The sequence below is a fragment of the Bradyrhizobium roseum genome (assembly GCF_030413175.1).
Lineage (GTDB): Bacteria > Pseudomonadota > Alphaproteobacteria > Rhizobiales > Xanthobacteraceae > Bradyrhizobium > Bradyrhizobium roseum.
This window is the reverse complement of the sequence record NZ_CP129212.1, coordinates 3,644,597-3,670,719: the sequence shown is the minus strand read 5'-3', so window position 1 is coordinate 3,670,719 and position 26,123 is coordinate 3,644,597. Positions and strand designations below refer to the sequence as shown.

Below are 26,123 nucleotides of genomic sequence, written 5' to 3'. Positions count from 1 at the left end.
CCCTGACACGAGTTCCAAAGAATGTCCCAGCAAGGTCCGATCCTCGTCGTGTCAGCCGCGAGGCGGCCGTCCTTTGCCACCACGCTTGACATCGGCCGGCTGTTCCCGGTGGTCGAGACCGAATGGGCCGATGCGGTGCAGGCGGTCGAACAGGTGCAACCGGCAGCCGTGCTGGCATCAAGCGCCGACGCCGATGCGGCCGGACTGGCGCAACTGGCCGAGTGCGCTGCGGCACGTCAGCCCTACCTGCCACTGATCGCGGTCAATCCGGATCGGCCGCATCCTGACAACGTCATTCCTTTCCTTCAGACCCAAGGTGGCAGTCCGGACCGCCTGGTAGCGCGCCTGCGCGCCGCGCTGCGCGTGCGCTCGCTGCATGCAACGGTGATGCGCCGGCTGGTGCCGTCGACACCGATGGCGTTGTCGCAGATCGATCCGGCGCGCGACACCACCATGCTGCTGATCGGCCGCGGCAGCGCCTATCCAGCGCTGTCGGTGGCGCTCGGCGAGCGCACCGGCGTGGTCGGCGCGCTGTCGATCGAGGCCGCCGCCAAGCATCTCAACGTCAGGGACATCGACGGCATCGTGCTCGGCGAGGGTTTTAGCCCGCGCGTGATCGACGCCTTCCTCACCGTGCTGACGGAGGACGCCCGCTTCCGCAACCTTCCCATCATCGTGACGGCGTGCGACCTGGCGCCGACCTACGATCTGCCGAACCTTGAGGTCGTTTCCGACGCCGCTGCCGAGGTGGTCGCGACCGCACTCCCGCTGGTCCGTCAGCATACCTTCGAAGCGCTTCTGAGCCGCACGCTGAAGGCCATCGACGCCGACGGCCTGATCGATGCGCGGACCGGCCTGCTTACCCCGGAGGCCTTCGAGCGCGACTTCGCCAGCGCGATCTACCAGACCCAGCAGCGCGGCGGCGGATTGTCGGTCGCCCGCTTCGCGTTCGATCCCGAACATCCCCGCGCGCAATTCGACGGCGCGCGGATCATCAGCCGACTAATGCGGCAAATGGATTTTGGCGCTGCCCTTGAGGACGGCTCGGTTGTCGTGGTGTTCGCCGAAGCCGATCTGAAGTCAGCGCACAGCATTGCGCGGCGGCTGTCGAGCGTGATGCGCCATACCAGTCACGGTCACCGCGACGCACGATCGGAGCCGGCCGTCACGGTCGCCGCACTGATGCCGAACGATTCAGCGAAATCGCTGCGGTCGCGGTTGCAGGAAGACGCCCATCGCGCCGCATCGTGACGAGGCTTGCGTCTATCTACGTCGCGAGTGAAGAAGCAATCCTGCTTCATGCGGCCCAATGGCCTGCCTCGCTGCGCTCGGCATGAAGTTACCTGAACTGCGCTATGCCGCCTTCTTGCTCTCGGCGAGGTTGGCGAGTTGCCGCAAGATCTCGGTCGTCCCCATCAGCCGCTCTTCCGGGGTCTTCCACACCTGCAGGAACACCACCTTCATGTCCGGCCGTACCTTTGCGGCCTGGCCGTGCTGCCGGATGAAGAACACCAGCCGGTCCGGCTGCGCGAACTTGTTGTCGCGGAAGGTGATGACGGCGCCCTTCGGTCCGGCATCGACCTTCTCGACATTGGCGCGCCGGCAATAGGCCTTGATCGCCGCGACTTTGAAGAGATAGCGGACTTCGTCCGGCAGCACGCCGAAACGATCGCGCATCTCGGCGGCGAAATTGTCGATCTCCTCGTCGGTCTCGAGATCGGCGAGCCGGCGATACAGCGACAGCCGCACCGCGAGGTCGTTGACGTAATCCTCGGGGATCAGCACCGGCATGCCGATGGTGATCTGCGGCGACCAGCGGTCCGCGGCAGGCTCGGTGACGCCGGCCTTGAGGTTGAGGATCGCCTCCTCCAGCATCGATTGATAGAGCTCGAAGCCGACTTCCTTGATGTGGCCGGACTGCTCCTCGCCGAGCAGATTGCCGGCGCCCCGGATATCGAGGTCGTGCGAGGCGAGCTGGAAGCCCGCGCCGAGCGTTTCCAGCGACTGCAGCACTTTCAGCCGCCGCTCGGCTTGTGCCGTGATCTTCTGCTGCGCCGGAAGCGTGAACAGGGCGTAGGCGCGCAGCTTCGAGCGCCCCACGCGTCCACGGAGCTGGTAGAGCTGCGCCAGGCCGAACATGTCGGCGCGGTGCACGATCAGCGTGTTGGCGGTCGGGATGTCGAGGCCGGACTCGATGATCGTGGTCGAGAGCAGGATGTCGTATTTGCCGTCGTAGAACGCCGACATGATGTCCTCGATCACGGTCGGCGCCATCTGGCCGTGTGCAACCGCGACCTTCATCTCCGGCACGTTCTTGTCGAGAAAATCCTTGACGCTGGCGAGGTCCTCGATCCGCGGCACGACGTAGAACGCCTGGCCGCCGCGGTAGCGCTCGCGCAGCAAAGCCTCGCGGATCATCAGCGGGTCGTGCGGCGCCACGAAGGTGCGCACCGCGAGGCGATCGACCGGGGGCGTGGCGATGATCGAGAGATCGCGCACGCCGGTCAGCGCCAGTTGCAGCGTGCGCGGAATCGGCGTGGCGCTCAGCGTCAACACGTGCACCTGCGCCCGCAACTGCTTCAGCCGCTCCTTGGCGCTGACGCCAAAGTGCTGCTCCTCGTCGACGATCAGAAGCCCGAGATCCCTGAACTTGATCGACTTGCCGAGCAGCGCGTGGGTACCCACCACGATGTCGACCTGGCCATCGGTCAGTCCCTTCTTGACCTGCGTCAGCTCCTTCGCCGGGATCAGGCGCGAGGCCTGCGCGACGTTGACCGGAAACCCGCGAAAACGCTCGGCGAAATTCTTGCTGTGCTGACGGGCCAAGAGCGTCGTCGGCACCACCACGGCGACCTGCTTGCCGTCGAGCGCTACCGCAAACGCCGCGCGCAGCGCCACCTCGGTCTTGCCGAAGCCGACGTCGCCGCAGATCAACCGGTCCATGGGCCGGCCGCTTTCGAGGTCCTTCAGCGTGGACGTGATGGCGCCGAGCTGGTCCTCGGTTTCTTCATACGGGAAGCGCGCGCAGAACTCGTCATAGACATGGGGCTGTACCGGCATTTTCGGCGCTTCGTGCAGCTGCCGTTCGGCCGCGATCTTGATCAGTTCGCCGGCGATCTCGCGGATGCGGTTCTTGAGTTTTGCCTTGCGCGCCTGCCAGCCGCCGCCGCCGAGCCGATCCAGTTCGACATTGGCGCCGTCGGAGCCGTAGCGCGACAGCAGTTCGATGTTCTCGACCGGCAGGAACAGCTTTGTTTCGGCGGCGTAACGCAGTTCGAGGCAGTCATGCGGCGCGCCACCAACCTCGATGGTCTGCAGGCCCACAAAGCGCCCGATGCCGTGCTCGACGTGAACCACGAGATCGCCGGTGGCGAGACTTGTGACTTCGGAGATGAAGTTGTCGAGCTTGCGGCTCGATTTGCGCGGCCGCACCAGACGGTCGCCCAGAATGTCCTGCTCGCTGATGACGGCGAATTCGTCGGTCTCAAAGCCGCTTTCCATGCCGACCACGGCCAGCATGGTCTCGTTGCGCGGCGTCGCCTGCACCGTGCGCCAGGCGTTGACGCTGGTGAGGTTGGCAAGCTTGTGGTCGCGCAGCATGCTGTCCATGCGGTCGCGCGATCCTTCGCTCCACAGCGTGATCACCACCTTCTTGCGCTGGGCCTGCAGCGCCTGCACATGCGCCACCACGGCTTCGAACACGTTGACCGATGTGTCGGCGCGCTCGGGCGTGAAATTGCGGCCCTGACGCGCGCCGGCGTCGAACACATCAGTGCTGTCGTCCGGCACCGCAAACGGCGTCAGCCGCGCCACCGCAGCCTCAGCCAGGCGTTCGGTCCACTCGGATTCCGTCAGATAGAGCCGATCCGGCGGCAACGGCTTGTAGATCGCGCCGGAGCCTGGATGATCCAGCGCCTCGCGCCGCGCCTCGTAATAATCCTGGATCTGCTTGAAACGCTCGCGGGCGGCGTCCTCGCCCTGCGGCTCGATCGCGACCGGCGCGCCGTCGAGATAATCGAACAGCGTGTCCATCCGCTCCTGGAACAGCGGCAGCCAGTGCTCGATGCCGGGATGGCGGCGGCCCTCGCTGACGGCTTCATACAGCAGGTCGTCGCGCTGCGGCGCGCCGAAGGTCGCGACATAGCCCATGCGGAAGCGGCGGATGGTTTCGGTGACGAGCTGGAATTCCGAGACCGGAACCAGATCGAGCGCGCGCATGCCGAGCAGCGTGCGCTGGGTTTCGGCGTCGAAAGTGCGGATCGATTCGAGGGAGTCGCCGAAGAAGTCAAACCGCACCGGCTGATCGAGGCCGGCCGGAAACAGGTCGAGGATGCCGCCGCGTACGGCATATTCGCCGGGCTCGCGTACGGTCGAGGAGCGGTTGTAGCCATTGTGCTCCAGCCAGGCCACGATCGAGTCCATCGGCACGACATGGCCGGGCGCCACCGACAGCGCCTGCGCCGCGACGACTTCGCGGGCCGGCACGCGCTGCACGATGGCGTTGACCGTGGTCAGCACGATCAGCGGCTTGTCGCTGCCCGTCAGGCGCGACAGCCGCGCCAGCGTGGTCAGGCGTTGCGCCAGGATGCCGCCATGCGGCGACACCCGGTCATAGGGCTGGCAGTCCCAGGCCGGAAACTGCATCACCGGCAGATCGGGCGCGAAGAATTCCAGCGCCCGCGCCAGCTGCTGCATGCGCGGGCCGTCGCGGCAGACCACGGCCAGACTCACGGCGGGCGGTTTCGGCCGTGCCGCCACCGCGCGCGCCAGATCGGAGACGACCAGTCCCTCGGCGCCTTCGGCAACGTTGGCGAAGGTCAGCGCGCGGCCGGGAGCCAGCAGCGTTGCGGGCGATTTGACCGGCGCCTTCATGCGTCGCGGTCCACGGCGCGAAACGACTTGATGCGGTGGAACAGCGCGGTCGCGTATTCCGGATCAAGCGGCGCGTCGCCGATCAACGCGGCAGAGAGATCGGGATCGGGCAGCTCGATCAGTTGCTCGAGATCGGCCAGTTCATCATCGCGCAGGGTCGATATCTCTGCATCCGCAAAGCGGCCGAGGATAAGATCCATCTCGCGGGTACCGCGATGCCAGCAGCGGAACAAAAGCCGCTTGCGGCGGTCGTCGAGGCCGCCGCTCGACCGTGTCGTACCCGTCATTTCCCTGGTCCCATCCGAACGCCAAAAGCCCGGCGTGCCGGGCGGGGTTGATATAGCGACCAGGGCAGCCAATGTCAGCCCTTTGTATTCGCGATTATCAACTGTCCTGTCATTGCCGGGCTTGACCCGGCAATCCATCCTCTCTTGAAGATGGATGCGCGGGTCAAGCCCGCGCATGACACCTGCATGCGACGAGAGCTCGATGCGCCCCACTTTGCTCAATCCTTTGTTTGCGCCGGTCACGACCCTTCCAGGGGTCGGGCCGAAGCAGGACAAGCTGCTGCGCTATCTGCTGTCGCGCGATGAGACGCCGCGGCTGGTCGATCTGCTGCTGCATTTGCCGGCCAGCGTGATCGACCGCCGGGCGCAGCCGAAGATTCGCGAAGCGGTTCAGGGAACCATGGTGACGCTGGAAGTCACCGTCGATCGCCACCGGCCGCCGCCGCCGCGCAATTCGCGCGCACCCTATCTCGTCTACGCCTCTGACGAAACCGGCGACGTGGTGCTGACATTCTTTCGCGCCAAGCCCGGTTATGTCGAAAAGCTGCTGCCGGTCGGCGAGAAGCGCTATGTCTCCGGCACGCTGCAAATGTATGACGGCACCCCGCAGATCGTGCATCCCGATCGCGTGGTGGACGAGGCCGGATTTGCCAAACTCAGCGGCATCGATCCCGTCTATCCGCTCACCGAGGGCCTGGCGCTCGGCTCGCTGCGCCGCGCGATCGCGCAGGCGCTGCTGAAACTGCCTGATTTGCCCGAGTGGATCAGCCCGGAAGTCATCCGTCGCTGCAGCTTTCCGCCGATCCGCGAGGCGCTGAACCGCGTGCATGTGCCGGTCGAGCTTACCGACATCTTGCCCGATGGTCCGTTCTGGTCGCGGCTCGCCTTCGACGAACTGCTCGCCGGTCAACTGGCGCTGGCACTGGTGCGCGCGCAGCTGCGGCGGCCGGCCGGCGACCGCAATGCCGGCGACGGCCATTTGCGCCACAAGATCATCGACGCCCTGCCCTACGCATTGACGTCCTCACAGCGCGAGGCGGCCGCGGCGATCGCCGAGGATCTGCGGCAGCCGGTGCGGATGCTGCGGCTGCTGCAGGGCGACGTGGGGTCCGGCAAGACGGTGGTGGCGCTGCTGGCCGCCGCTGCGGTCACGGAGGTCGGCAAGCAGGCAGCGCTGATGGCGCCGACCGAACTGCTCGCGCGCCAGCACATCAAGACCATCGCGCCGCTGGCCGAGCGCGCCGGCATGCGGGTGGCGATCCTGACCGGGCGCGAGAAGGGCAAGGAACGGCGCGAGATTCTGGCGCGGCTGGAAGCCGGCGAGATCGATTTTCTGGTCGGCACCCACGCGCTGATCCAGGACGATGTGATCTACAAGGCGCTGGCGCTGGCGGTGGTCGACGAACAGCATCGTTTTGGCGTGCGCGAACGGCTGGCGCTGACCAACAAAGGCGACGCGGTCGACGTGCTGGTGTTGAGCGCGACGCCGATCCCGCGCACCCTGGTGCTGACGTATTTCGGCGACATGGACGTCTCCGAGCTGCGCGAGAAACCGGCGGGCCGGCAACCGATCGAAACCCGTACCATTTCGATGAGCCGTCTTGACGAAGTGACGGATAGCATTGGCCGCGCGCTGCAAGCCGGCAAGCTGGTCTACTGGATCTGCCCGCTGGTGGAGGAATCGGAGGCCGAAGGCACCGAGCACCTCACCAATGCCACCGAGCGGTTTGAGAAGCTGCGAGAGCGTTTTGGCGACAAAGTCGGTCTCGTCCACGGCCAGATGAAGGGCACCGAGAAAGACCGCGTGATGGCGCAATTCGCCGCCCACGAGATCGGGCTGCTGGTGGCGACCACGGTAGTGGAGGTCGGCGTCGACGTTCCCGCTGCGACCATCATGGTAATCGAGAACGCCGAACGCTTCGGGCTCGCGCAACTGCACCAGCTGCGCGGCCGGATCGGACGGGGCTCGGAGGCCTCAACGTGCCTGCTGCTCTACAAGGAGCCGCTCGGGGAGATGTCGAAAGCACGGCTGAAGGTGATCCGGGAGACCACCGACGGCTTTCGGATCGCGGAAGAGGATTTGAAGCTGCGCGGCGAAGGCGACGTGCTCGGCATCCGCCAGAGCGGCCTGCCCGGCTACCGCATCGCCCGCCCCGACGTGCACGCCCAATTGATCACGCAGGCGCGCGACGAGGCGCTGCGGATCATGAAGGATAATCCGAAACTGAAAGGCGATCGCGGCGAGGCGCTGCGGTGCCTGCTGTATCTATATGAGCGCGATGAGGCGGTGCCGCTGATCGGGGCGGGATGATTCACCGCCTCTATCGATTCCAGCCAGGTGGACGGCGGCGCGACGTATGCCGTATGTGGGTGATGTGTATCTCGTCGGCGACGATTGAGTAAAAGATGAAATAGCGCAGGCGGGGAGCGACGATGACGCGCGTATTCGGCTCATCCGTCGCCCTGCCTTCGAGAGGGCTTTCGGCGAGTTGTCGCGACCGCTCGATGAGCCGCGCGACAAGGCGAGAGGCGACTTCCGGACTTTCCTGGCTGACATATGCGTGGATTCGAACGAGATCACGCTGTGCCGGACGGGTAAAGCGAACCTTCATGCACGATCGTGCAAACGGTAAAGCGCCTCTATTTCATCGTCAGCGGCAAAATCACCTCGTCGTGCGGCGTCCATTCCGGCGCGGACCGCGACCCGCTCTTCGTCCGATAGTTGGTACACGCCACTGCGCCGCGACTCGATTTCGCGGGCGACGTCAGCCAATTCCTGCACATCCTCGTCCGGCCAGGATTGCACCTGCTCAAGCAATGCTTTTGCTTTCGGGCTCATGGCTCAACCATAGCGAGATCCACGTGGGTTCGCCACAGCGAACCTACTCCGCCTTCACCTTCGCCGGCTGCAGCGCGGCCGAATTTGCCACCCGCGCAGCGTTGGCCATGCCGGCGAGTGCGGCGGCGTTGCGTTTCTGCGGGTCGGAGCCGGGCTGCACCACGCCGGCCGACATGATCAGCGTCGCGGCGTCCTCGGTGCTCATCTCGACTTCGAGGACCTTGCTTCGGGGCACGTAGAAGAAGAATCCGGTGGTCGGGTTCGGCGCGCAGGGCAGGAACACCGAGATGTGCTCCTCCTCCCCGGGCAATCTGGCGGCAATGTTCACGCTGGGCGACTGCGAGATCAGGACGATCGACCACATGCCCGGCGAGGGAAACTCCACCAGGCCGACCTTGCGAAAACTCGAGCCCTTGCCGGAGAACAGCGTCTCGAACACCTGCTTGAGGCCGCGATAGATCGCGCGCACCACGGGCATGCGGCCGAGCAGCCGCTCACCGAGATCGACCAGGGTCCGCCCGATCAAATTGGCGGCGAGGAAGCCGAGCAGCGTCAACGCGACCACCGCGACGATCAGGCCCGAACCGGGCAGACCGAACGGCAGATAGGTTTCGGGCCGGTAGGCCATGGGCACGAACGGACGGACGATGCCGTCCACCCAGTTTACGAACCACCAGGTCAGGTAAAACGTAATCGCGACCGGCCCTGCGACAATCAGTCCGGTCAAAAAATAGTTCCGGAAACGGGCCATCAGCCCGGTATGCGGTTCGTCCAGCAGCGGTTCGTCGGGAAGCTCGGTCGGGGGCAGGTCTTCGCGGTTCATCGGGGTTCCAGGTCAGGGCAGCCGGGCTCGACATTCGGGCGCGGTCGGACGCCAAACCGGGGTCCGGTTTTGCCGATCGCACCTCTCTCCCAGCTAAGCCATCCTAGCAGGTTTTTGAAGGGCCAGCGTGACAGCCAAGCGACTTGACTGGAGCCTTTTCCGTTTCGATTGTATCGAAACGGAGCTCCAGATTCTCCATTTCGACGCGTTTTCTTAACGCGAACCGGGATCCACTTCGCTGGAAAACGCTCTATTCGACCGTGACCGATTTGGCGAGGTTTCGCGGCTGGTCGACGTCGGTCCCCATCACCACGGCGGTATGGTAGGCCAACAGCTGTACCGGAACGGCGTAGACCAGCGGGGTGAACGCCGGCGCCATGTCGGGCAGCACGATGGTGACGAGCGATTCGATGGTGGCTTCCGCCGCGCCCTTGGCGTCGGTCATCAGGATGATGTTGCCGCCGCGGGCCGCGACTTCCTGCATGTTGGAGACGGTTTTTTCGAACACGCGGTCGTACGGCGCGATGACCACCACGGGCATATTCTCGTCGATCAGCGCGATCGGCCCGTGCTTGAGTTCACCGGCCGCATAGCCCTCGGCGTGAATGTAGGAGATTTCCTTCAGCTTCAGCGCGCCTTCCAGCGCCAGCGGATAGCTGGTGCCGCGGCCGAGGTAGAGCACATCCTTGGATTTCGAGAGCTCGCGCGCGAGCTTCTCGATCTGCGGCTCGGAGGTCAGCGCGGCCGCCATCAGCCGCGGCACCTCGACGAGGCCGTGGATGAGTTTCTGTTCGTCGTCGTCGGACAATTCACCGCGCGCCTTGCCGGCGGCGACGGCGAGTGCTGCCAGCACCATCAGCTGGCAGGTGAACGCTTTCGTCGAGGCGACGCCGATTTCGGGGCCGGCCAGCGTCTGCAGCACGGTGTCGCTTTCGCGCGCAATCGTCGAGGTCGGCACGTTGACTACGGAGAGGGTGTGGACGCCCTCGCCCTTGGCGTAGCGCAAAGCGGCCAGCGTGTCGGCGGTCTCGCCGGACTGCGAAATGAAGATCGCCAGATCGCCCTTGCGCAGCGGCGCCTCGCGGTAGCGGAATTCGGAGGCGACGTCGACCTCGACCGGCACGCGAGCGAAGCGCTCGAACCAGTACTTTGCGACGTAGCCGGCATAGCTCGCGGTGCCGCAGGCCGTGATCGAAATGCGCTGGATGTCCTTGAAGTCGAACGGCAGCTTGACCGGGAGCATCACCCGCTCGGTCGCCATGTCGACATAGCGCGCCAACGTGTGCCCGACCACTTCGGGCTGCTCGTGGATTTCCTTGGCCATGAAGTGGCGGTAGTTGGCCTTGTCGACCAGCGAGGTCGAGGCCGAGTGCTTGACCGCCTCGCGGTGCACGATGGCGTTGTCCTTGTCGTAGATGGTCGCACCCTTGTGCGTCAGCACCACCCAGTCGCCGTCTTCGAGATAGCTGATCGTATCGGTAAACGGCCCCAGCGCGATCGCGTCCGATCCCAGGTACATCTCGCCGTCGCCGTGGCCGATCGCGAGCGGCGGGCCGTTGCGGGCGCCGATCATCAGATCGTCGTCGCCGGCGAAGATGAAGCCAAGCGCGAACGCGCCGCGCAGCTCCGACAGCGCCGCCCTCACCGCCTCGACCGGCTTGATGCCCTGCTGCAGCAGATTGTCGACCAGGTGCAGCACGATCTCGGTGTCGGTTTCGGTCTTGAACTCAGCGCCCTTCTTTTCGAGCGCCGCACGCAGCTCGCGAAAATTCTCGATGATGCCGTTGTGAACCACGGCGACGCGTTCGGTGGCGTGCGGATGGGCGTTGTTCTCGGTCGGCTTGCCGTGGGTGGCCCAGCGGGTGTGGCCGATGCCGGTGTGGCCCTGCAGCGGTTCGGCATCGAGCCGCTTTTCCAGGTTCTTCAGCTTGCCCTCGGCGCGGCGGCGCGTCAGGCGCCCGCCTTCCAGCGTGGCGACACCGGCCGAATCATAGCCGCGATATTCAAGCCGCTTGAGCGAATCAACCAGTTGCTCCGCGACCGGAGCGCGTCCCAAAATGCCGACAATGCCGCACATGCGGTTCAATTCCCCAAAGCGACCATAGCGCGTCGCGACCCGCGCTCCTCTTAACGAGAAATGCCGGCTGACAGATACTCAATAATTGTTGCGTATTGAGACAGTCTTAAGCGGAAGGCTTATCGGATCGCCTGAATGGGGAGTAACCGCGCGTATCCGCGGGCAAAAAGATACAGCGAACGAAAGATACAAAGATACAGCGAATTGAGGTACGTTTTGCCTAGTCACCGCCGCCTCGCCGGCTCCGAGAGAGATAGCCGCGCCATCACGTTGACGGCGCAGCTTTCTTGCGGTGTTGTGCCGCGACTACTTCTTCATTTCCTTGCTGCCGGCAGCCGGCGAACCGTCCTTCGACATTTCCTTCTTCGGATCGTTCTTGGACGTCGAATTGTTGGACATGCCTGACGTGCCGCTCATCGAGCCCTTATCCATGGTATTCATGCCGGGCTTGTTCATGTCGTTCTGGGCGGCTGCCGGCGCACCGGTATTTTGGGCGAAGGCCGAACCACACATCAGCGTGAAGGCGGCAACTGCGACAAGCTTCTTCATCAATGTCTCCTTTGCGTTGTTGGTCCATGACAACGGGCCAGGGAGAAAGACGTTCCTGACGATGGATTGCGCCGGCAAGACCAGGAACCAGCGCCAGACGCTCAAAGGCCGCCCTTAGGCGGCCTGTCGATGGCATCTGGTCGGGGCTGAATGATCAGACCGCGGTGAGCGCGGTCGGCTTGCGGCGGCGATAGGTCATGTAGCCGACGCCGGCGAAGCCGAGGATCATCATCGCCCAGGTGGACGGTTCCGGAACGGCAGCGATGGTTGCGCTGAGGTCATCGATCGAGACATTGCCTTCGGAGCCGAACGGCCGGATGCGGAAGCCGCCGATTCCATTGGTCGAGTCCACGCTGTAGCGGGTGTATTTGCTGTCCCCGAAATCGTAGCCGTTGTTGCTGCCGTTATCAGCCGACGGATCCTGCGCCACCACGGGCAATACCGTGCCGAACAGCGTATTGCCGTCCCTGTCGAACACTTCGAGCAGCTGATCGAGACCGCTGGTGTAATTCAGCATGTCGAACGAGAAATTGGTGATGGTCGCCGCGAATGCGGCATTGAAGAATATATTGACCGCGCGGCCATCGTCGATGTTACCGTCATAGATGGTCAGGCCTGTGACGTTGTTGCCGCGATCGTTCGGGTTGGAGAAGAAGGGCTTGGCATTGCTGTTCTGGCCGAACCAGCCGCTTTGCCAGTCGGCGAAGTTCGGACTATCGAAGTTTTCAGTGAGGACGGCGGCGTGAGCCGAACCGGCGACGCACACGAACCCGAGCGCCGCCAGAATGCGGAAAACCTTATTCATCGAACGAAATCTCCTGCTGCATAGCGGCGTCGCCGCTTGCCGGGAGAGTTGATCGCCGATCGCGTCAATGGCGCGTCATTATCAACAAGGTTTTATGACAGCCCATGTTCCGCGATCAGGTCGCCCTGTTAAGACCGGTGCGGTTATGCCGGAACGTAGGTCAACCTGATCACGTCCGCGCCGATAGGATCGCTCGCCACCAGGCGCAGCCGGGGCCGCGGGCCGGCGAACAGCGGCTTGCCGCCGCCGAGCACGACGGGGTGGATGTATAATTGATACTCATCCACCAGGCCGAGGCTGCCCAGGCTTGCCGCCAACGCTGGGCCTGAAACTTCCATCACCCCGTCGCGTTGCGCTTTCAACCCTCGTATCGTCGCCTCGACATCATTCGCTACCAACGTGGCGTTCGGGCCGACCGACTTCAACGACCGCGACACGACCCATTTCGGCTGGCGCCGCCACGCCGCCGCATAGTCGCGTTCTGCCTCGTCCCACTCGGCATGATCCTCGTCCCAATACCGCATCACCGCATACATGCGACGGCCGTACACGGTGCCGGCGAGACCGCTCACATCGTCGACGAAATGACGAAACAGCACGGGATCGGGCGCAAATGCCGTGTGGTCGACATAGCCGTCCAGCGACTGGTTCAATGCAAAGACGAGCTTTGCCATATCGGATGTTCTCCTTGCGATCTCTCCCGAGGTTGCCGATGCACAGAAAAGATGATGCGCGCTAGATCCGGCGACCCGCTTGCCGCCATGGCCTTGTCAGAAAAGTCTTCGTCACAGTGACAGCCCACTTAACTTACCGGTAGCGAAGGCCAGTTGAATGCACCGTCGCATATGGTCCTTCGATACGTCTCACTTCACCGTCACCGAATAGTTGAGCGTGGCGCAGCCGGGGCTATTGTTTTGTGTGCCGCAAACCCGAAGCGTGAACTTGTCGGAGCCCTGGCTGGAAGGTGCGGTGTAGATGTAATAGCCGCCTTCCCTGAGCCTGATCTTCCCACGGGCCGGCGGCGCAACAAGCAGCAACCGCTTGAACGTCAGGTTGCCTCCACCATAACTTCCGAACGTCGCTTCACAGGTAGCTCCGGCCCTGATGGAAATGTACATGGGCCAGTCAGCGTCATACGACAGCTTGTATGTCCCGACGCGGCTACACATTTCGGCCCGAGCCGCGTGCGCGCTCAAGACCACGGCCAGCATCGCCAGAATAGCTCTCATCATATTCGCCCTCGGGCGGACGCGATGATACGGTGGCCTGGCCGCGCTGCGCTCACCCCTCATTCCTTCCCCTTCTTCGCCCGCATCTTCATCTCGCGATACCGTTTCGCCCCGCCCTCGCGATTGCTCTGCGGGCTGCGTTCCACCGCCATCGCATCGTCAGGCACATCCTTCGTGATCACCGAGCCCGAGCCGACATACGCGCCCTTGCCGATCTTCACCGGCGCCACCAGCGAGGAGTTGGTGCCGACGAAGGCGCCTTCGCCGATCAGCGTCTTGTGCTTGAAGAAGCCATCATAGTTGCAGGTGATGGTGCCGGCGCCGAGGTTGGCGTTGGCGCCGACATGGGCGTCGCCGACATAGGACAGATGGTTGACCTTGGCGCCGGCCTCGATGGTCGCAGCCTTTGTTTCCACGAAATTGCCGATCCGTACGCCGTCGCCGAGCGCGGTGCCGGGGCGCAGACGGGCATAGGGGCCGACGGAGGCGCCTCTGCCGATCGAGGCCTGCACGATGTGCGAGAAGGAATGGATCACCGCACCATCGGCGATGCTGACGCCGGGGCCGATCACGACATAGGGCTCGATGGTGACGTCGCGGCCGAAAATGGTGTCGGCGGCAAGGTGCACCGTCTCCGGCGCGATCAGCGTCACGCCGGCGTCGAGCGCGGCCTTGCGCAGCCGCGCCTGCATCACGGCTTCGGCCTCGGCGAGCTGGGCCTTGGTGTTGATGCCGCGCACTTCGTCCTCGCTGGTCTCGATCACGACGGCCTCCCCTCCCATTTCCCTGACAATGCTGACCGCATCGACCAGATAATATTCGCCCTTGCTGTTGGCGTTGCCGATCCGGTCGAGAATGGTCAGCGCCTTGCGGCCGTCGAACGCCATCACGCCGGCATTGCACAGCGTCACCTTGCGCTCGTCTTCCGAAGCATCGGCGTGTTCGCGGATCGCGATGAGGTGGCCGCCCTCGCGCAGCAGCCGTCCATAGCCGGTGGGATCGGCGGCGCGGAAGCCGAGCACGGCGAGTGCGGCGCCCTTTTCCAGCGGCGCACGCAGCCGGGCGAACGTTTCGGACGAGATGAGGGGCGTGTCGCCGAACGCCACCAGCAAATCGTCCGCGCCGCGCGCGATCGCTTCGCGGGCGGCCAGCACCGCATGCGCGGTGCCGAGGCGCTCGGCCTGGACGTAGGTCGACGCATCCGGACGCACCCGCTTGACCTCGTCGGCCACCGCCGTGTGGTCCGGCCCGACCACCACCGCCAGCGCGGCGCCGGCTTCCTGCGGGGCGGCGTCCAGCACATGCGCCAGCAGCGGCCGGCCGGCGATCGGGTGCAGCACTTTCGGCAGCGAGGAGCGCATCCGCGTGCCCTCGCCGGCCGCGAGCACGACAGTGAGGCTGGATCGGGCAGTCATTCGGGTCCTCGCAGTGTCATCGCGTCGAGGTAGACAGAGGTTGATGGGCGGGACAAGCCCCCCGGCCAAGCCGAAAAGTGCGGACCGGACGGCTTTCTGCCCGCTTTGATTGTTTTCCCCCGGAGATCAAACCGGAAAGCCGCCCGCAAACCGCCCAATTCAAGTAGATGGCGCTTTTCCTGTTAATGTTTGGCCTGTGATTCGGAAGGCCTTGAGGAGGGCCAAGGGCGCTTGGCCAAGAAACCAGACCATCTTGCGGACCTGGAGACGGATGACACGGCTGGCGTGCTGGGCAAGCTGCTGGCGGATGAGGATTCGTTCGATAGCCGCACGCTGTGGCGGATCGCATCCTGGGGCGTCGGCGCGACCGCCGCGGTCGTCGTGGCCGTGATGGCCAACCAGTCGTCGCTCGGGTTCAAGCGCGAACAGATCTCCGTCGCCGACATGGCCCGGCAGACGCAGCAAATTCAGATGTTTGCGCGCGAAACCCAGAATGAGGCGCGGCGGCTCGCGGCCGCCATCGAGACGCTCAACGGCGATCGCGACCGGCTGTATTCCCGTGTCACCGGCCTGGAACAAGGGCTCGATTCCGTCACCGGCGCGGTCGCCAGGCAGGGTTCCGCGCGATCGGAACCGCAGGCCGCCCCACACCCGCCCTCGCCGGCCGTCTCCGCCGTCACGACCGCCCCGGCCTCCGACAAGCCGGTGAACGTCGCGACCGAGCCTCCGGCCAGGGAGGCCGCGAAGGCCGATGCCGCCAAGGCGGATGGCGCCAAGGAAGCCGTGAAGGAAGCAGTGAAGACGGAAACGGCGAAACCGGAAACGACCAAACCGGAGACCGCCAAAACGGAACCGGCAAAAACAGACACCGCCAGGGCGGAGCCTGTAAAACCTTCACCCTTCACGACATTGGCGGCGGCGCAATTGATGATGGCCCCGCCCGATCCGGCGGCCGGCAAGCTGGTCGAACTGGGCAAGGCGCAAGGCCACGTGATCGTGAGCCCGATCCCCGACGTCATCGCGGCCGCGCCATCGGCCAACGATACGGAAGCCGACGACGACGGCACGCCAAAGGCGTCATTGCAGCGAACCGAGTTCGGCGTCGACCTCGGTACCGCCAATTCCGTCAACGGGCTGCGCATGCTCTGGCTCGGGCTGTTGAAGTCGCGATCGAACGCGCCGCTGGCGCCGTTGCGCCCGATCATCGTCGTCAGGGAGAGCAACAAGGGCCTCGGCATGCAGCTTCATCTGGTTGCCGGTCCGTTGAACGACGCCGGCGCCGCCGCGAAGATCTGCGCCGTCTTGACCGAAAACAAACGGCCCTGCGAAACCACGATTTTTGACGGCCAGCGGCTGTCGCTGAAGGCCGACGAGCCCGCGCCCGCCGCCGCCAAGCCGGCCACTCGCCGCCGCGGCGTCGCCAAGCGGGCCGCGGTCGTCGAGGAGGTCGCAAAGAAGCCGGAAGCGCCACCGGCGACCACGCAGGCCACGCTATCGACCATCTTGAACCGGAAGGGCACGCAATAATCTCGCAATGCCAGTGCGTTACGCCGAATTTTTTTCACGCATCGCCTGCATGGCCAAGCGCTTGTCCCCGCCGCCAATCCCGACCATATTGCCCGCATGAAAAAATCCCCGTTCCGGCTCACGCCGTATCAAGTCCAGTTCCTGCTGGTGGTCGGCTTCGTCACCGTCGGCTACGCGCTGTACCTGCGCTATCTCGCGGTCGAGTTCTCGACCGTGGCGCTGGCCTGCGACGCCGGCCTGCAGAGCATGCTTTGCAAGATGCGCACGCTCGCGACCTATCTGTTCAAGAATTCGGTGTTCGGCGTCGCCGCGCTGATCATTGCGGTGCTCCATGTCATGCGGCCGTCGATCGTGCTGCTGACGCTCGGGCTGGTCGCGGCGGGATTCGGGATCGTGCTCTACAATATCGCGCTGTCGGGAATCGCGATCGGCCTGCTCATTTTGGGATTTGCACGGCCCGCGCCCGCCACAGCGTGAGCGCCAGCAGCAAATAGACCGCGCAGGTCCACATCGCCTGCCAGTTCTGGTTGCCCTCGTTGACGCCCATGAACAGCGCGGCCACGACCAACAGGCCCGCGAAGGTGGATTCGGCGATCGGACGCACGCCCTCCTTCGGCCGGTTGAGCAGCATCAGCGACGCGAACGGCAGCACCGCCATGGTGAGCGAGGCGAACGGAAAATCGCGATAGCGCGGATCGAACGTAAATCCGAGCGCGGTTTCCGCAGCGATCAGCGTGGTGACGACAAGAACGAATCCCAGCAGCGCCGCCAATACTGAATTGGCGCGGTAGTCGCGCGGTCCGAGCAGTTCGAGGAATGTCGGCAGCGGCCGTCCCGACATCGCCGCATTCGCGCACAGCAAGGGCGAGGCGATCCCGGCCGCCAGCAGCACGCCCCATTGCAGCCAGCCGCCGGCGCCGTAGCTCTCGTCATACATCTTGTCGGCGGCGATCCCGAGCAGCATGCCGGCCGTCGTCGCCGACATACCGACCACGACCCAGGCCGCCACCCCCGGCTTCCATGGCCGCCGCCGCAACGTCAGCCATCCCGCGAGGAACACGAAGACGCTGAGCGCCATGCCGCATCCCATCTGCAGCTTCCAGGACGGATAATTGCTGATCGGCTCGCCGGCGGGATATTTCACCGCGCGCTTGATGTCGTCGATCAGGCCCCAATAGCCGCCGACGGTGCCTTCGAGCTGGCGCTTCCACGGCTGGTCGTAGGCCTCGATCAGGTTGACGCGAAACTTTTCGCGTTTGGCGAGATCGAGAATGTCAGACACCACGCGCGCCTGGTTGGTGCGCGACGGCAGCGCGCCCTCGCGCATCCGGCCCGCGCTCGGCCAGCCGGTCTCGCCGATCAGAATTTCCTTGTTCGGGAACGCCACCGCCATCCGCTTGCGGATGTCGTCGACATGGCCGGCGGCGAACTTTGCGCGCACCGGGATGTCTTCCCAGTACGGCAGAATGTGGATGGTGACGAAATCGACGGCGTCATAGACCTCGCGGTTGCGCAGCCAGAATTCCCAGACGTCGGCGTAGGTCACAGGCACGGTGACCCGCGATTTGACCGATCGGATGTTGGCCGCGAGATCCGACGACGTCATCTCGCCGCGCAGCAGCACTTCGTTGCCGACCACCAGCGCGGTGACGGTGCCTGGATGCTCCTTGGTCAGTTCGACCGCGATCGCCATCTGGGCAAGGTTCTTGATCCGGTTGCTGGAGAGCCAGATGCCCTGGATCACCTTCAGCCCGACCTTGGCGGCGAGCGCCGGAACCTGGTCGAGCCCGTTCTCGATCGAGTAGGTCCGCACGCAATCGGTGATCTTGGCAAGTTGCGCCAGATCCTGCGCGATCTGCTCCGGCGAGATCTGCGTGGTCGGGACCAGCGGCGTCTGCGCGCCGCGGAACGGCGCGTAGGACACGCATTGGAGCTTGGCGCTCGGATCAATCGGCGCGCGCGACAGCGTGATCGGCGTGGCCAGCCACCACCACAGCGCCGCGATCAACCCAAGCGATGACAGGAGAAGCGCCAGCGGCGTACGAAGAGAAATCGGTTCCATCCTCCGGGCGGGGCCCGTCGATTACCCGTTCGACGGCGTTCTGCCAAGACGCACCGTACCCCTATTCCGCCGCGCCGCCTGCGGCAGTTTCACCACTACATTGATAAAGTTGTGACTTTGCTGGACAATATCCAAAATACTGGGCATGTGGATTGTCAGGCCTGTCCGCCGCATTCGGGACCAATTTGGGCGGCAACAAGCCAGACCATCACGCCGGCCGCGCGGCCGGAAACTTAATCGGGGAATGTATGCGTCGACGGATGCTTGATCCTAGAGTTGCAGTTTTGAGGGGTTTCGCCGCTGCCGGCCTGGCGCTGCTGATCGGATCGGCCGGCGCATTGGCCCAGAGTGGAACCCCCAATCCCCAGGATCAGTCCAAGCAGCCGGCCGCCAATGCCGCTGACGCCAACAAGGAAAACCAGCGCAAGACCGACGAATTCGTCGAGGCGGCCCAGGCCATCAACGGCCCGGGCGGCAATCCCGAATGCGTCTGGCTCGGCCGTCGCGTGGTCCGCCTGATGTGGCGCGACGACCTCGATACCGCGTTCCGCCACCTCGATCTTTACGACCGGTTCGGCTGCCCGGGCGGCCATGTCCAGGCGACCTTCCGCTGCCTGACCCGCTTTGGCGGACAGATCGACGACAAGGTGCCGAGGAGCCTGGACGACAAGGTGCACGCCTGCTGGATCAATCCGGGCACCCAGCCCCAGGCCGCCGCGGCGGCCAGCCCGGCGCCTGCGGCTGCCGGCACCCCCGCGCCGGCTCCGGCCGCTTCGCCCGCACCGGCTCCGAGCGCCAGCCCCGTCCCGCCAGCAAAATAAGCTGCCCCGTATTCAGGATACGTTCAGCGGAACGATTCTATCTATGCGTTATGCGGCGGCAGAATTGGCCGCGCCCTGAAAACGCCGACCTCGAAAAAATTCAACCTTAAAAAGGCCACGGCGTCATACCAGTTGTGAATTCACAGGGCAGGACTATTCTTTACGTCGCCGCCGTGTCGGTCGAACCTTGGGGACGGGTTCGCTTACCTCAAATCGCTGCCCCGTATGGTTTACCTCGATGCGTGCCGTCGTCGCCGTTCTGCTGTTTGTAACTGCGGCTCACGCCGGGCTGTGGGGCCTGTTCCAGGAAAAGCAGCCGGCTCCCGATTTCAGGGGCATCCTGCCCAGCCTCTCCTACGCGCCGTTTGAACCGGGTCACACCGTCGCCGACGGCGACGCCGAGAAGGTTCGCGCCGACCTGAAGAAACTCTCGACCCTCACGCGAGCGATCCGCCTGTACTCCTCGACGGAAGGCAACGAGCTGGTGCCGCCGATTGCCGCGGAATTCGGTGTCAAGGTCACCGTCGGCGCCTGGATCGACAAAGACAAGGATCGCAACAAGCGCGAGATCGAGGCCGTCATCAACCTGGCTCGGCGCAACAGCAATGTCATCGGGGTCGTGGTCGGCAACGAAACCGTGTACCGCGGTGAAGCGGTTCCGCTGGAGAACCTCGGGCCGATATCCGAAACCGGGATCGAACCCGCGGAGGCCGCGCGGATCCTGAACGAGGAGAACCAGCGCGTTCGGGAAGCCGAAGCGCAGCCCGAAGACAGGCGGGCCGAAGCTTTGAAATGGGCGCTTGCGGAGAACAATGTCTACCGGCTCGGCAAGCTGATTCAGCGGATCAAGAAATCCGTCAACGTGCCCGTGACGACCGGCGAGATCTGGAACATCTGGCGCGATCATCCTCAACTCGCAAACTCCGCCGATTTCATCGGCGCCCACGTACTTCCTTATTGGGAAAATTTTACCTCCAAGCAGGCCGTCGACCAGTCGGTCGCCATGTACCAATTGCTGCGCGATCAGTTTCCGGGAAAGCGGATCGTGATCGCCGAATTCGGCTGGCCGAGCGCCGGGTACAATCTGCGCAATGCCGACCCGGGTCGGTTCGAGCAGGCCTCGGTGCTGCGCAACTTCGTGACCCGCGCCGAAGCCATCGGAATGGACTACAACATCGTCGAGGCGATCGATCAGCCCTGGAAATTCTTCGAAGGCGGCGTCGGACCCTATTGGGGCATTCTCGACGCATCCCGCGAACCCAAGTTCTCGTGGACCGGCCCGATCGTGAACGAGAACTACTGGAAGCTGGCGGCGATCGCGCTGCTGGTCGGCATCCTGATGTCGCTGCCGATCCTGCGGATCCAGCAGGCGACTGCCATGCAGGCGCTGGTGCTTGCCGCGGCGGCCAACGGCGTCGGCGCCTGGGCCGCTACCGTGTTCGCCTATTGGGCGGGGCACTATTTCGTGTTCGGCTCGGCCTTTGCGCTGACGCTCGGCCTGATCCTGCTGGTGCCGCTGGTGCTGATCGCCCTGGCCCGCATCGACGAAATCGCAGCGGTCGCCTTCGGGCGCGGCCCGCGCCGGCTGATCACCAGGAGCGCGCCGCTGGCGCCCGCCACCATCGGCGAGAACATCACCTTCCCGAAGGTCTCGATCCACATCCCCGCCTATTTCGAGCCGGTCGAGATGCTGAAGCAGACGCTGGATGCGGTCGCGAAGCTCGACTATCCCAATTTCGAATGCGTCTGCATCATCAACAACACGCCCGATCCTGACTTCTGGCAGCCGATCCAGGACCACTGCCGCGCGCTCGGCGAACGCTTCAAGTTCATCAACGCCGAGAAGGTGCAGGGCTTCAAGGCCGGCGCGTTGCGCATCGCCATGGAACGCACCGCCGCCGACGCCGAGATCATCGGCATCATCGATGCCGACTATGTCGTGCATCCGGACTGGCTGAAGGACCTCGTGCCGGCGTTCGCCGACCCGCGCGTCGGCCTGGTGCAGGCGCCGCAGGAGCATCGCGACGGCGACCTCTCGCTGATGCACTACATCATGAACGGCGAATATGCCGGGTTCTTCGACATCGGCATGGTCCAGCGCAACGAGCACAACGCCATCATCGTGCACGGCACGATGTGCCTGATCCGCCGCGCCGCGATGGACATGGCCGGCGGCTGGTCCTCCGACACCATCTGCGAGGACACCGATCTCGGCCTGACCATCCAGCAGCAGGGCTGGCTGACGCACTACACCAATGTGCGTTATGGCGAAGGCCTGCTGCCCGACACTTATGAAGCGTTCAAGAAGCAGCGCCACCGCTGGGCCTATGGCGGCCTGCAGATCGTCAAGAAGCACTGGCGGCGCTTCCTGCCCGGCGCGAGCCGGCTGACCCCGGACCAGCGCCGCGAATTCTCGCTCGGCTGGCTGAACTGGCTGGGCGCCGAAAGCCTCGGCGTCGTGGTGGCTATTCTCAACATCATCTGGGTGCCGATCGTCGCGTTCGCCGACATCGCGGTGCCCGACAAGATCCTGACGCTGCCGATCATCGCCTCCTTCATCGTCTCGCTGGCCCACTTCCTGGCGCTCTATCGCCTGCGGGTGAAGATCAAGGCCGGCCAGATGCTCGGCGCCATGATCGCGGCGATGAGCGTGCAGTGGACGGTATGTCGCGCCGTGGCGCAGGGCCTGATCACCGAGCACATCGCCTTTGCCCGTACCTCCAAGGGCGGCCTGTCGCGGATGTCGATCGAATTCCAGGCGTTCTGGGAGGCCGTGATCGGCGTGCTGCTGCTGGTCGGCGCCGCCGTGCTGATCGTCACCAACGGCTACAAGCAGGTGCGTGAGATCTACATCTTCGCGGGCGTGCTGATGCTGCAGAGCCTCCCCTTCCTCGCCGCGGTCGCGATCGCGCTTCTGGAAAACTCCCGCGTCAATTCCTTCGCCTTCTGGCGCTACAGCGCGGTGCGGACGGCGGAACTGATCGGGCTGCGCCCGGTGCGTCTGCCGGCGGTCACCAGCCAGTCCCAGCCGGTGGCCTCGGAAATCCGCCGCGAGGCCAACTGACGTTGCAGGATCGCCCCCGCCGGGCCTCAACAGGCCCGGCTAAGCGCATCCGGCATATAGACAATTCGGGCCGAGGCAATGCCGCTTTTGTCGCGGCGGCACTATTGACCCGCAGGGGTGAGCCCCCTACACAGCGCGGCAAGTGAGCGCGTAGCTCAGGCGGTAGAGCACGTGACTTTTAATCATGGGGTCGAGGGTTCGAGTCCCTCCGCGCTCACCATGAGATGTCTTGTCCAGCCCGGACACATGGGTAACAGAACGTACCTGAGACAGGGTGACGACCTCGTGCCGAGCCGGTGTCATGGGTTGGTCGGCTTTACTGGTCCCCAGGTGCGCGCGCCGCATGCCTAACGTCAAACATTGCAGTTGCCGGCGAGCGTGAACGAAATCAATTGCAGGCGCCTGCAATCAGGCCCCACCCAAGGCGCCCTCGAACGCGCCTTGCGCCACACCGCGGTACTATCAATTTCCATCCGATGGCCTACATAGAGCGCATGGCAAAAGCAAAAGTGGCATTTAAACCCGTCCGGATCGCCGACGACAACTGGACGATCCAGGCGGACTGCCCTGGCACCGATCCACGCGAGATCGCGGGGTTCGCCAGCAAGACCGAGATCGACGAGTGGATGAACGGAGACCGTAAGATCGCTTGGCTCCGCGCTCAGGGCTACGCCAAGTGATGCAATAGCGGACTCCATGGCCGACTTCGGCGGCCCACTTATGGTGACGGTGCATGACGCTCTCACTGGAGTTGAGTGCACAGTCACCGGGTTGAGTTCACTTGAGGGTGCCGGCTGGCATCACAGGTTTGCGATTGCGATGCCCGATCAGCTCCAGCGTTTCCCGAATACGGGCGACTTCACCACGTCGACTTTCCAGTCGAAGAAGTCATAATTGCCCGACCATTCGTGGACTTTGGTCTCGCAAACCTCGCATTTGAACTTGCCGGAATGCTTGTCCGGATGGTGCTCCCTCGTCGCGGTGTAGGGCAACCCGCAGCCCGGGCAGCTGAAAAGCTCGATCGTCCATATGCTACTTGCCATCCTCGAATTATGAGAGGCGCCCGGCGCCTGTTCCAGCCCCGAAGCCGGTTACGATAAACGTTCGACTATCCCGGCGCTCCGGGCCGTCGACCAACTCGAAGCGCTTTCTTAACTGTTTCGGCGCCTCCGCCGGCTCGACCTGCTGTCCGAAGTTCACAGTGGCGGAAGCCGTACCCGAGACCTCCACCTGGGTCGTGATGATCCCTGGCTTTGCTGGTGTGGGCTACATGACCTGTCGCCGCCGCAAGCGGCCACCGCGCTTGGCACAGCCTGATCAGTCCTGCGGATTTTCTTCGGTTCCAGATTTAACCCGAAACGCGGGCATCAAGCTTAACGCGCGAGTTTCGTTGCGGCCGATCCAGACATCTCTACCGTGGCAGCAGGCCGCGCAGATGGCGATTAGTCCCCGTCTGAGTACTGCGCGACCAGGGGCCGCTTCGTGCCCTAAAGGCGGCCCCGCCCCCCATAGACTCGGGCGTTGCCAACGACCGACAGACTGGGATTTCAGCGACTCAGTCTGAGACAACACGCCGCCGGGACAATGCATTTCGAGCCCGGCGGCGAATCGTTTTGACACGCGCATTTTCCCAACGCGCCCAGGCGCGGCATGGCGCCGGCGAACGCAGAACCTGAGCCGCCGCGCGGTGACCCTCGCAAGGTGCGCCTGCCTCGTAGCGAGGCAAACCGGTCCTTCTGCCAACAGATGATGCAGCCAGATTCCTGATCCGTAGTCGTACGGTCGCATAATCGCTATCGGCGCAAGCACCAAAGGACTATTCTTGGATCGACCAGCATTCAGTTCGAGAGGCCGCCTCCCGGCGGCTTTTCTTTTATTAAGTTTTCCATCGCATGCTGCGAATCGCATCGTTGCCTGGGGCGGGCTATGAAGGACCGAGAACTGGAGAAGATGGAGCTGGATGACCTCTGGGACCTGCACCAGAGGATCATTGACGTGCTTGATCGAAAACTTGAGAACGAAAAGCGCAAGCTTCAGGGCCAGCTCGACGAGCTCGGCCGCAAGTTCGGCGGTTCGCCCAAGGACATCCCGCAACGCCGGCCCTACCCCAAAGTCGAGCCGAAATATCGAAACCCGAACGATCCCTCAGTGACGTGGTCGGGCCGGGGCAAAACCCCGCGCTGGATGGCCGAAATGCTCGCGGACGGCCGAAGCGTCGACGAGTTCAGGATCCAATAGGCATCGGCAGCGAGAACCAGCGCGCTGACGGGACTGCCTGCAGGTGGGTTTTTGCCGGGTATCAGGAACGAACTTCCGCTCAAATTTATTGTCTCCGGTCGGGCTTCTCTTAACCGGTGGAACAATGGATTTCAGAACTTCCCTGATCTTGCTGATGGCTGTCTTTGCATCCGGATTCGGTTCGGGATACGCAGTCCGCGCATTGATCTCGGCAAACCGTCGCCGCCGCTTCGAACGCCACCTCGGCTATCCGCTGGCGTAGCAGACCCGCGCAATGTGCTGGATCACCAATCCGGGCCGGCGCGCCCCGTTCTATCCGAACGCCAATAGCCAAAATGACGGGCGCGGGAATCCCGGCACACGCCATGGCTGGAGACGGCGGGACATCGTCACCATTGGTGCCATAGCCCTCACCACCGTCATCAGCGCGGATCCGGAGCGGGCCGATCCGTCCTGTCGCGTGAAGCAGGAATGCGCGACTGAAGCAGCTCGGGCCTAATTAGTTGTGCGATGGAGCTGCGCTGGCCGCGCTTTCACGCGGGTTGGCGACCTGCGGCAAGGCAAGGCTGAACGCATCGACCAGCCGGCGCCGCCAGGGCTGCGTCAGCATCGACAACTTGCCTTCGAGCAGAGCCGCCCGCTCGCGGGCTCCCATCCCTTCCGAAGTCGCTTTCAGCAATTCGGCCAGCAGCTTGTTCGTGCGCTCGCATTCCCGCTCGAAGTCGGCACGATGACCGTTGGCGATGGCCTTTGCCTCGACCAGCTCGGCCTGCAACTGCTCGATCTTCTGCTTCAGCGAATTGACCAGTTGCTGACCGGACTGGGCCTGCGGCGGTCGTGCGATCGGGGAATGGCTGATTTCGGTAAGATCGACTTGGACCAGCGTCTTGCCATCGTTGGAGCGCGAACGCGGCCATCGATGTCGTTTCACCAATGCCCGGGCTGCCTCCGGGGAAATCGTCAGTCTTTCGCCCAGTTGGGCATACGTCAGCATTTCGACGGGCATGGAATGCGCTCCCGCTTAACCGGACGGTTACCGCCCAGTCGCAAGCGAACCCTAGCGATTCATGGTTAATCGTTGGTTTACCGGAGGGGACGGTCGCAGGGAGCGGCAGGCGGATACCGGCGGCCGATTGCGGCGACGCCCGCCCGCCCGCGATGCCTACAAGCGCCTATCCTCTTCGACGGCGCATCCCACGCAGGTCAAGGCCCCAGAAGGCGATGAGGATCAGGCCCAAGGTACTTACGCCCAGCAACAATACGATCGCTTCCAGCATGCTCGAATCACTCCGCTGGTGTCGCAGAAGCATGCGCGCCTGCCGCGAAATTGTCATCATTCAGTTTACGGACCACGCCCGGACGAAACCATTTTCCGGGGCGGACGAAAACGTCCTGAAACAAAGCGCGGTCTATCTGGTTGATAACAAAACAGGGACGTTCGACCATGCAAGTCATCTTCGATTTCATCTGGAAGCAGTCGCGCAACAGATTCCTCGCCACGATCGGTGAGCGGGA

General features: G+C 64.0%; 24 protein-coding genes, 1 tRNA gene and 1 pseudogene. 11 read left to right on the top strand and 15 right to left on the bottom strand.

From position 1 onward, the window contains the following. The first annotated feature begins 21 nt into the window (after positions 1 to 21). Positions 22 to 1,251 carry a GGDEF domain-containing protein gene (locus tag QUH67_RS17605; protein WP_300940052.1) on the top strand — a complete coding sequence of 410 codons (1,230 nt, stop codon included), beginning with the start codon at positions 22 to 24 and terminating at the stop codon, positions 1,249 to 1,251. A gap of 102 nt (positions 1,252 to 1,353) precedes the next feature. On the opposite strand, the gene mfd is transcribed toward QUH67_RS17605, so the two are convergent. Together mfd and QUH67_RS17595 are read right to left on the bottom strand one after the other, a co-directional pair. Next, positions 1,354 to 4,872: a transcription-repair coupling factor gene (gene mfd / locus QUH67_RS17600; RefSeq protein WP_300940051.1), complete on the bottom strand. Its 3,519-nt coding sequence runs from the start codon at positions 4,870 to 4,872 to the stop codon at positions 1,354 to 1,356. Then, on the bottom strand, positions 4,869 to 5,159 hold the full coding sequence (locus tag QUH67_RS17595; RefSeq protein ID WP_300948081.1) for an FAD assembly factor SdhE: 291 nt from the start codon (positions 5,157 to 5,159) through the stop codon (positions 4,869 to 4,871). The genes mfd and QUH67_RS17595 overlap by 4 nt, the downstream gene beginning before the upstream one ends. Before the next feature lie 202 nt (positions 5,160 to 5,361). Here QUH67_RS17595 and recG point away from each other — a divergent pair, with 202 nt between their 5' ends. Continuing rightward, entirely contained in the window at positions 5,362 to 7,470 is a 2,109-nt protein-coding gene (recG, locus tag QUH67_RS17590) for an ATP-dependent DNA helicase RecG (protein WP_300940050.1), read from the top strand. Between the two features lie 10 nt (positions 7,471 to 7,480). Here the strand turns inward: recG and QUH67_RS17585 are convergent, their stop codons facing one another. The 9 genes from QUH67_RS17585 to glmU all read right to left on the bottom strand — a co-directional run bounded on the left by QUH67_RS17585 (position 7,481) and on the right by glmU (position 14,896). Continuing rightward, on the bottom strand, positions 7,481 to 7,771 hold the full coding sequence (locus QUH67_RS17585) for a type II toxin-antitoxin system RelE/ParE family toxin (protein WP_300940049.1): 291 nt from the start codon (positions 7,769 to 7,771) through the stop codon (positions 7,481 to 7,483). Next, positions 7,768 to 7,998 carry a hypothetical protein gene (locus QUH67_RS17580; protein ID WP_300940048.1) on the bottom strand — a complete coding sequence of 77 codons (231 nt, stop codon included), beginning with the start codon at positions 7,996 to 7,998 and terminating at the stop codon, positions 7,768 to 7,770. The genes QUH67_RS17585 and QUH67_RS17580 overlap by 4 nt, the downstream gene beginning before the upstream one ends. 43 nt (positions 7,999 to 8,041) lie before the next feature. Further along, on the bottom strand, positions 8,042 to 8,821 hold the full coding sequence (locus QUH67_RS17575) for a DUF502 domain-containing protein (protein WP_300940047.1): 780 nt from the start codon (positions 8,819 to 8,821) through the stop codon (positions 8,042 to 8,044). A gap of 250 nt (positions 8,822 to 9,071) precedes the next feature. Then, positions 9,072 to 10,898: a glutamine--fructose-6-phosphate transaminase (isomerizing) gene (gene glmS, locus QUH67_RS17570; RefSeq protein ID WP_300940046.1), complete on the bottom strand. Its 1,827-nt coding sequence runs from the start codon at positions 10,896 to 10,898 to the stop codon at positions 9,072 to 9,074. Between the two features lie 306 nt (positions 10,899 to 11,204). Then, positions 11,205 to 11,447, bottom strand: a complete 243-nt coding sequence (locus QUH67_RS17565) for a hypothetical protein (protein ID WP_300947916.1) — start codon at positions 11,445 to 11,447, stop codon at positions 11,205 to 11,207. A 154-nt stretch (positions 11,448 to 11,601) separates the two neighbouring features. Continuing rightward, on the bottom strand, positions 11,602 to 12,252 hold the full coding sequence (locus QUH67_RS17560; protein WP_300947915.1) for a PEPxxWA-CTERM sorting domain-containing protein: 651 nt from the start codon (positions 12,250 to 12,252) through the stop codon (positions 11,602 to 11,604). A gap of 143 nt (positions 12,253 to 12,395) precedes the next feature. Then, positions 12,396 to 12,926 (bottom strand): dihydrofolate reductase family protein, encoded by a 531-nt coding sequence (locus QUH67_RS17555; protein ID WP_300947914.1) that lies wholly within the window; start codon positions 12,924 to 12,926, stop codon positions 12,396 to 12,398. A 189-nt stretch (positions 12,927 to 13,115) separates the two neighbouring features. After that, positions 13,116 to 13,370: a hypothetical protein gene (locus QUH67_RS17550; RefSeq protein ID WP_300947913.1), complete on the bottom strand. Its 255-nt coding sequence runs from the start codon at positions 13,368 to 13,370 to the stop codon at positions 13,116 to 13,118. A gap of 170 nt (positions 13,371 to 13,540) precedes the next feature. Beyond that, positions 13,541 to 14,896, bottom strand: coding sequence for a bifunctional UDP-N-acetylglucosamine diphosphorylase/glucosamine-1-phosphate N-acetyltransferase GlmU (gene glmU, locus QUH67_RS17545; RefSeq protein WP_300947912.1), 1,356 nt, complete (start codon positions 14,894 to 14,896; stop codon positions 13,541 to 13,543). A gap of 231 nt (positions 14,897 to 15,127) precedes the next feature. Here glmU and QUH67_RS17540 point away from each other — a divergent pair, with 231 nt between their 5' ends. Beyond that, positions 15,128 to 16,423 (top strand): hypothetical protein, encoded by a 1,296-nt coding sequence (locus QUH67_RS17540; protein WP_300947911.1) that lies wholly within the window; start codon positions 15,128 to 15,130, stop codon positions 16,421 to 16,423. A 96-nt stretch (positions 16,424 to 16,519) separates the two neighbouring features. Further along, positions 16,520 to 16,900 carry a hypothetical protein gene (locus QUH67_RS17535; RefSeq protein WP_300947910.1) on the top strand — a complete coding sequence of 127 codons (381 nt, stop codon included), beginning with the start codon at positions 16,520 to 16,522 and terminating at the stop codon, positions 16,898 to 16,900. Here QUH67_RS17535 and QUH67_RS17530 read toward each other — a convergent pair. Further along, entirely contained in the window at positions 16,860 to 18,485 is a 1,626-nt protein-coding gene (locus QUH67_RS17530) for a glycoside hydrolase family 17 protein (RefSeq protein WP_300947909.1), read from the bottom strand. The two genes, QUH67_RS17535 and QUH67_RS17530, sit on opposite strands and share 41 nt — an antisense overlap. A 248-nt stretch (positions 18,486 to 18,733) precedes the next feature. Between QUH67_RS17530 and QUH67_RS17525 the strand changes: the two genes are divergently transcribed. The 4 genes from QUH67_RS17525 (at position 18,734) to QUH67_RS17510 (ending at position 23,050) form a co-directional block, all read left to right on the top strand. Then, complete coding sequence (locus QUH67_RS17525; protein ID WP_300948080.1) at positions 18,734 to 19,306, top strand: beta-1-3, beta-1-6-glucan biosynthesis protein; 573 nt, start codon at positions 18,734 to 18,736, stop codon at positions 19,304 to 19,306. A 238-nt stretch (positions 19,307 to 19,544) separates the two neighbouring features. After that, positions 19,545 to 22,370 carry a glycosyltransferase gene (locus tag QUH67_RS17520; protein ID WP_300947908.1) on the top strand — a complete coding sequence of 942 codons (2,826 nt, stop codon included), beginning with the start codon at positions 19,545 to 19,547 and terminating at the stop codon, positions 22,368 to 22,370. A gap of 144 nt (positions 22,371 to 22,514) precedes the next feature. Next, positions 22,515 to 22,590 (top strand) — tRNA-Lys (locus QUH67_RS17515). A 256-nt stretch (positions 22,591 to 22,846) separates the two neighbouring features. After that, positions 22,847 to 23,050 (top strand): hypothetical protein, encoded by a 204-nt coding sequence (locus QUH67_RS17510; RefSeq protein WP_300947906.1) that lies wholly within the window; start codon positions 22,847 to 22,849, stop codon positions 23,048 to 23,050. A 147-nt stretch (positions 23,051 to 23,197) separates the two neighbouring features. On the opposite strand, the gene QUH67_RS17505 is transcribed toward QUH67_RS17510, so the two are convergent. Beyond that, positions 23,198 to 23,413 (bottom strand): hypothetical protein, encoded by a 216-nt coding sequence (locus QUH67_RS17505; RefSeq protein WP_300947905.1) that lies wholly within the window; start codon positions 23,411 to 23,413, stop codon positions 23,198 to 23,200. Positions 23,414 to 23,568: 155 nt separating this feature from the next. On the opposite strand from QUH67_RS17505, the pseudogene QUH67_RS34975 reads away from it, so the two are divergent. The 3 genes and pseudogenes from QUH67_RS34975 to QUH67_RS17495 all read left to right on the top strand — a co-directional run. After that, positions 23,569 to 23,661 (top strand): annotated as a pseudogene (locus QUH67_RS34975) (choice-of-anchor K domain-containing PEP-CTERM protein); the annotation flags it as partial. A gap of 635 nt (positions 23,662 to 24,296) precedes the next feature. Next, entirely contained in the window at positions 24,297 to 24,608 is a 312-nt protein-coding gene (locus QUH67_RS17500) for an H-NS histone family protein (RefSeq protein ID WP_300947904.1), read from the top strand. A gap of 274 nt (positions 24,609 to 24,882) precedes the next feature. After that, entirely contained in the window at positions 24,883 to 25,107 is a 225-nt protein-coding gene (locus QUH67_RS17495) for a hypothetical protein (protein ID WP_300947903.1), read from the top strand. On the opposite strand, the gene QUH67_RS17490 is transcribed toward QUH67_RS17495, so the two are convergent. Then, a complete protein-coding gene (locus QUH67_RS17490; RefSeq protein ID WP_300947902.1) occupies positions 25,108 to 25,614 on the bottom strand; it encodes a hypothetical protein in 507 nt (168 codons plus the stop codon). It abuts the gene before it with no gap. Positions 25,615 to 25,892: 278 nt separating this feature from the next. Continuing rightward, on the bottom strand, positions 25,893 to 26,054 hold the full coding sequence (locus QUH67_RS17485) for a hypothetical protein (RefSeq protein ID WP_300947901.1): 162 nt from the start codon (positions 26,052 to 26,054) through the stop codon (positions 25,893 to 25,895). Between the last annotated feature and the right edge of the window lie 69 nt (positions 26,055 to 26,123).

Bases quoted from the DNA above. Each gene is read 5' to 3' on its own strand.
- QUH67_RS17605 (WP_300940052.1), top strand. From the start codon at position 22: ATGTCCCAGCAAGGTCCGATCCTCGTCGTGTCAGCCGCGAGGCGGCCG.
- mfd (WP_300940051.1), bottom strand. From the start codon at position 4,872: ATGAAGGCGCCGGTCAAATCGCCCGCAACGCTGCTGGCTCCCGGCCGC.
- QUH67_RS17595 (WP_300948081.1), bottom strand. From the start codon at position 5,159: ATGACGGGTACGACACGGTCGAGCGGCGGCCTCGACGACCGCCGCAAG.
- recG (WP_300940050.1), top strand. From the start codon at position 5,362: ATGCGCCCCACTTTGCTCAATCCTTTGTTTGCGCCGGTCACGACCCTT.
- QUH67_RS17585 (WP_300940049.1), bottom strand. From the start codon at position 7,771: ATGAAGGTTCGCTTTACCCGTCCGGCACAGCGTGATCTCGTTCGAATC.
- QUH67_RS17580 (WP_300940048.1), bottom strand. From the start codon at position 7,998: ATGAGCCCGAAAGCAAAAGCATTGCTTGAGCAGGTGCAATCCTGGCCG.
- QUH67_RS17575 (WP_300940047.1), bottom strand. From the start codon at position 8,821: ATGAACCGCGAAGACCTGCCCCCGACCGAGCTTCCCGACGAACCGCTG.
- glmS (WP_300940046.1), bottom strand. From the start codon at position 10,898: ATGTGCGGCATTGTCGGCATTTTGGGACGCGCTCCGGTCGCGGAGCAA.
- QUH67_RS17565 (WP_300947916.1), bottom strand. From the start codon at position 11,447: ATGAAGAAGCTTGTCGCAGTTGCCGCCTTCACGCTGATGTGTGGTTCG.
- QUH67_RS17560 (WP_300947915.1), bottom strand. From the start codon at position 12,252: ATGAATAAGGTTTTCCGCATTCTGGCGGCGCTCGGGTTCGTGTGCGTC.
- QUH67_RS17555 (WP_300947914.1), bottom strand. From the start codon at position 12,926: ATGGCAAAGCTCGTCTTTGCATTGAACCAGTCGCTGGACGGCTATGTC.
- QUH67_RS17550 (WP_300947913.1), bottom strand. From the start codon at position 13,370: ATGTACATTTCCATCAGGGCCGGAGCTACCTGTGAAGCGACGTTCGGA.
- glmU (WP_300947912.1), bottom strand. From the start codon at position 14,896: ATGACTGCCCGATCCAGCCTCACTGTCGTGCTCGCGGCCGGCGAGGGC.
- QUH67_RS17535 (WP_300947910.1), top strand. From the start codon at position 16,520: ATGAAAAAATCCCCGTTCCGGCTCACGCCGTATCAAGTCCAGTTCCTG.
- QUH67_RS17530 (WP_300947909.1), bottom strand. From the start codon at position 18,485: ATGGAACCGATTTCTCTTCGTACGCCGCTGGCGCTTCTCCTGTCATCG.
- QUH67_RS17525 (WP_300948080.1), top strand. From the start codon at position 18,734: ATGCGTCGACGGATGCTTGATCCTAGAGTTGCAGTTTTGAGGGGTTTC.
- QUH67_RS17520 (WP_300947908.1), top strand. From the start codon at position 19,545: ATGCGTGCCGTCGTCGCCGTTCTGCTGTTTGTAACTGCGGCTCACGCC.
- QUH67_RS17510 (WP_300947906.1), top strand. From the start codon at position 22,847: ATGGCCTACATAGAGCGCATGGCAAAAGCAAAAGTGGCATTTAAACCC.
- QUH67_RS17505 (WP_300947905.1), bottom strand. From the start codon at position 23,413: ATGGCAAGTAGCATATGGACGATCGAGCTTTTCAGCTGCCCGGGCTGC.
- QUH67_RS17500 (WP_300947904.1), top strand. From the start codon at position 24,297: ATGAAGGACCGAGAACTGGAGAAGATGGAGCTGGATGACCTCTGGGAC.
- QUH67_RS17495 (WP_300947903.1), top strand. From the start codon at position 24,883: ATGTGCTGGATCACCAATCCGGGCCGGCGCGCCCCGTTCTATCCGAAC.
- QUH67_RS17490 (WP_300947902.1), bottom strand. From the start codon at position 25,614: ATGCCCGTCGAAATGCTGACGTATGCCCAACTGGGCGAAAGACTGACG.
- QUH67_RS17485 (WP_300947901.1), bottom strand. From the start codon at position 26,054: ATGGTCGAACGTCCCTGTTTTGTTATCAACCAGATAGACCGCGCTTTG.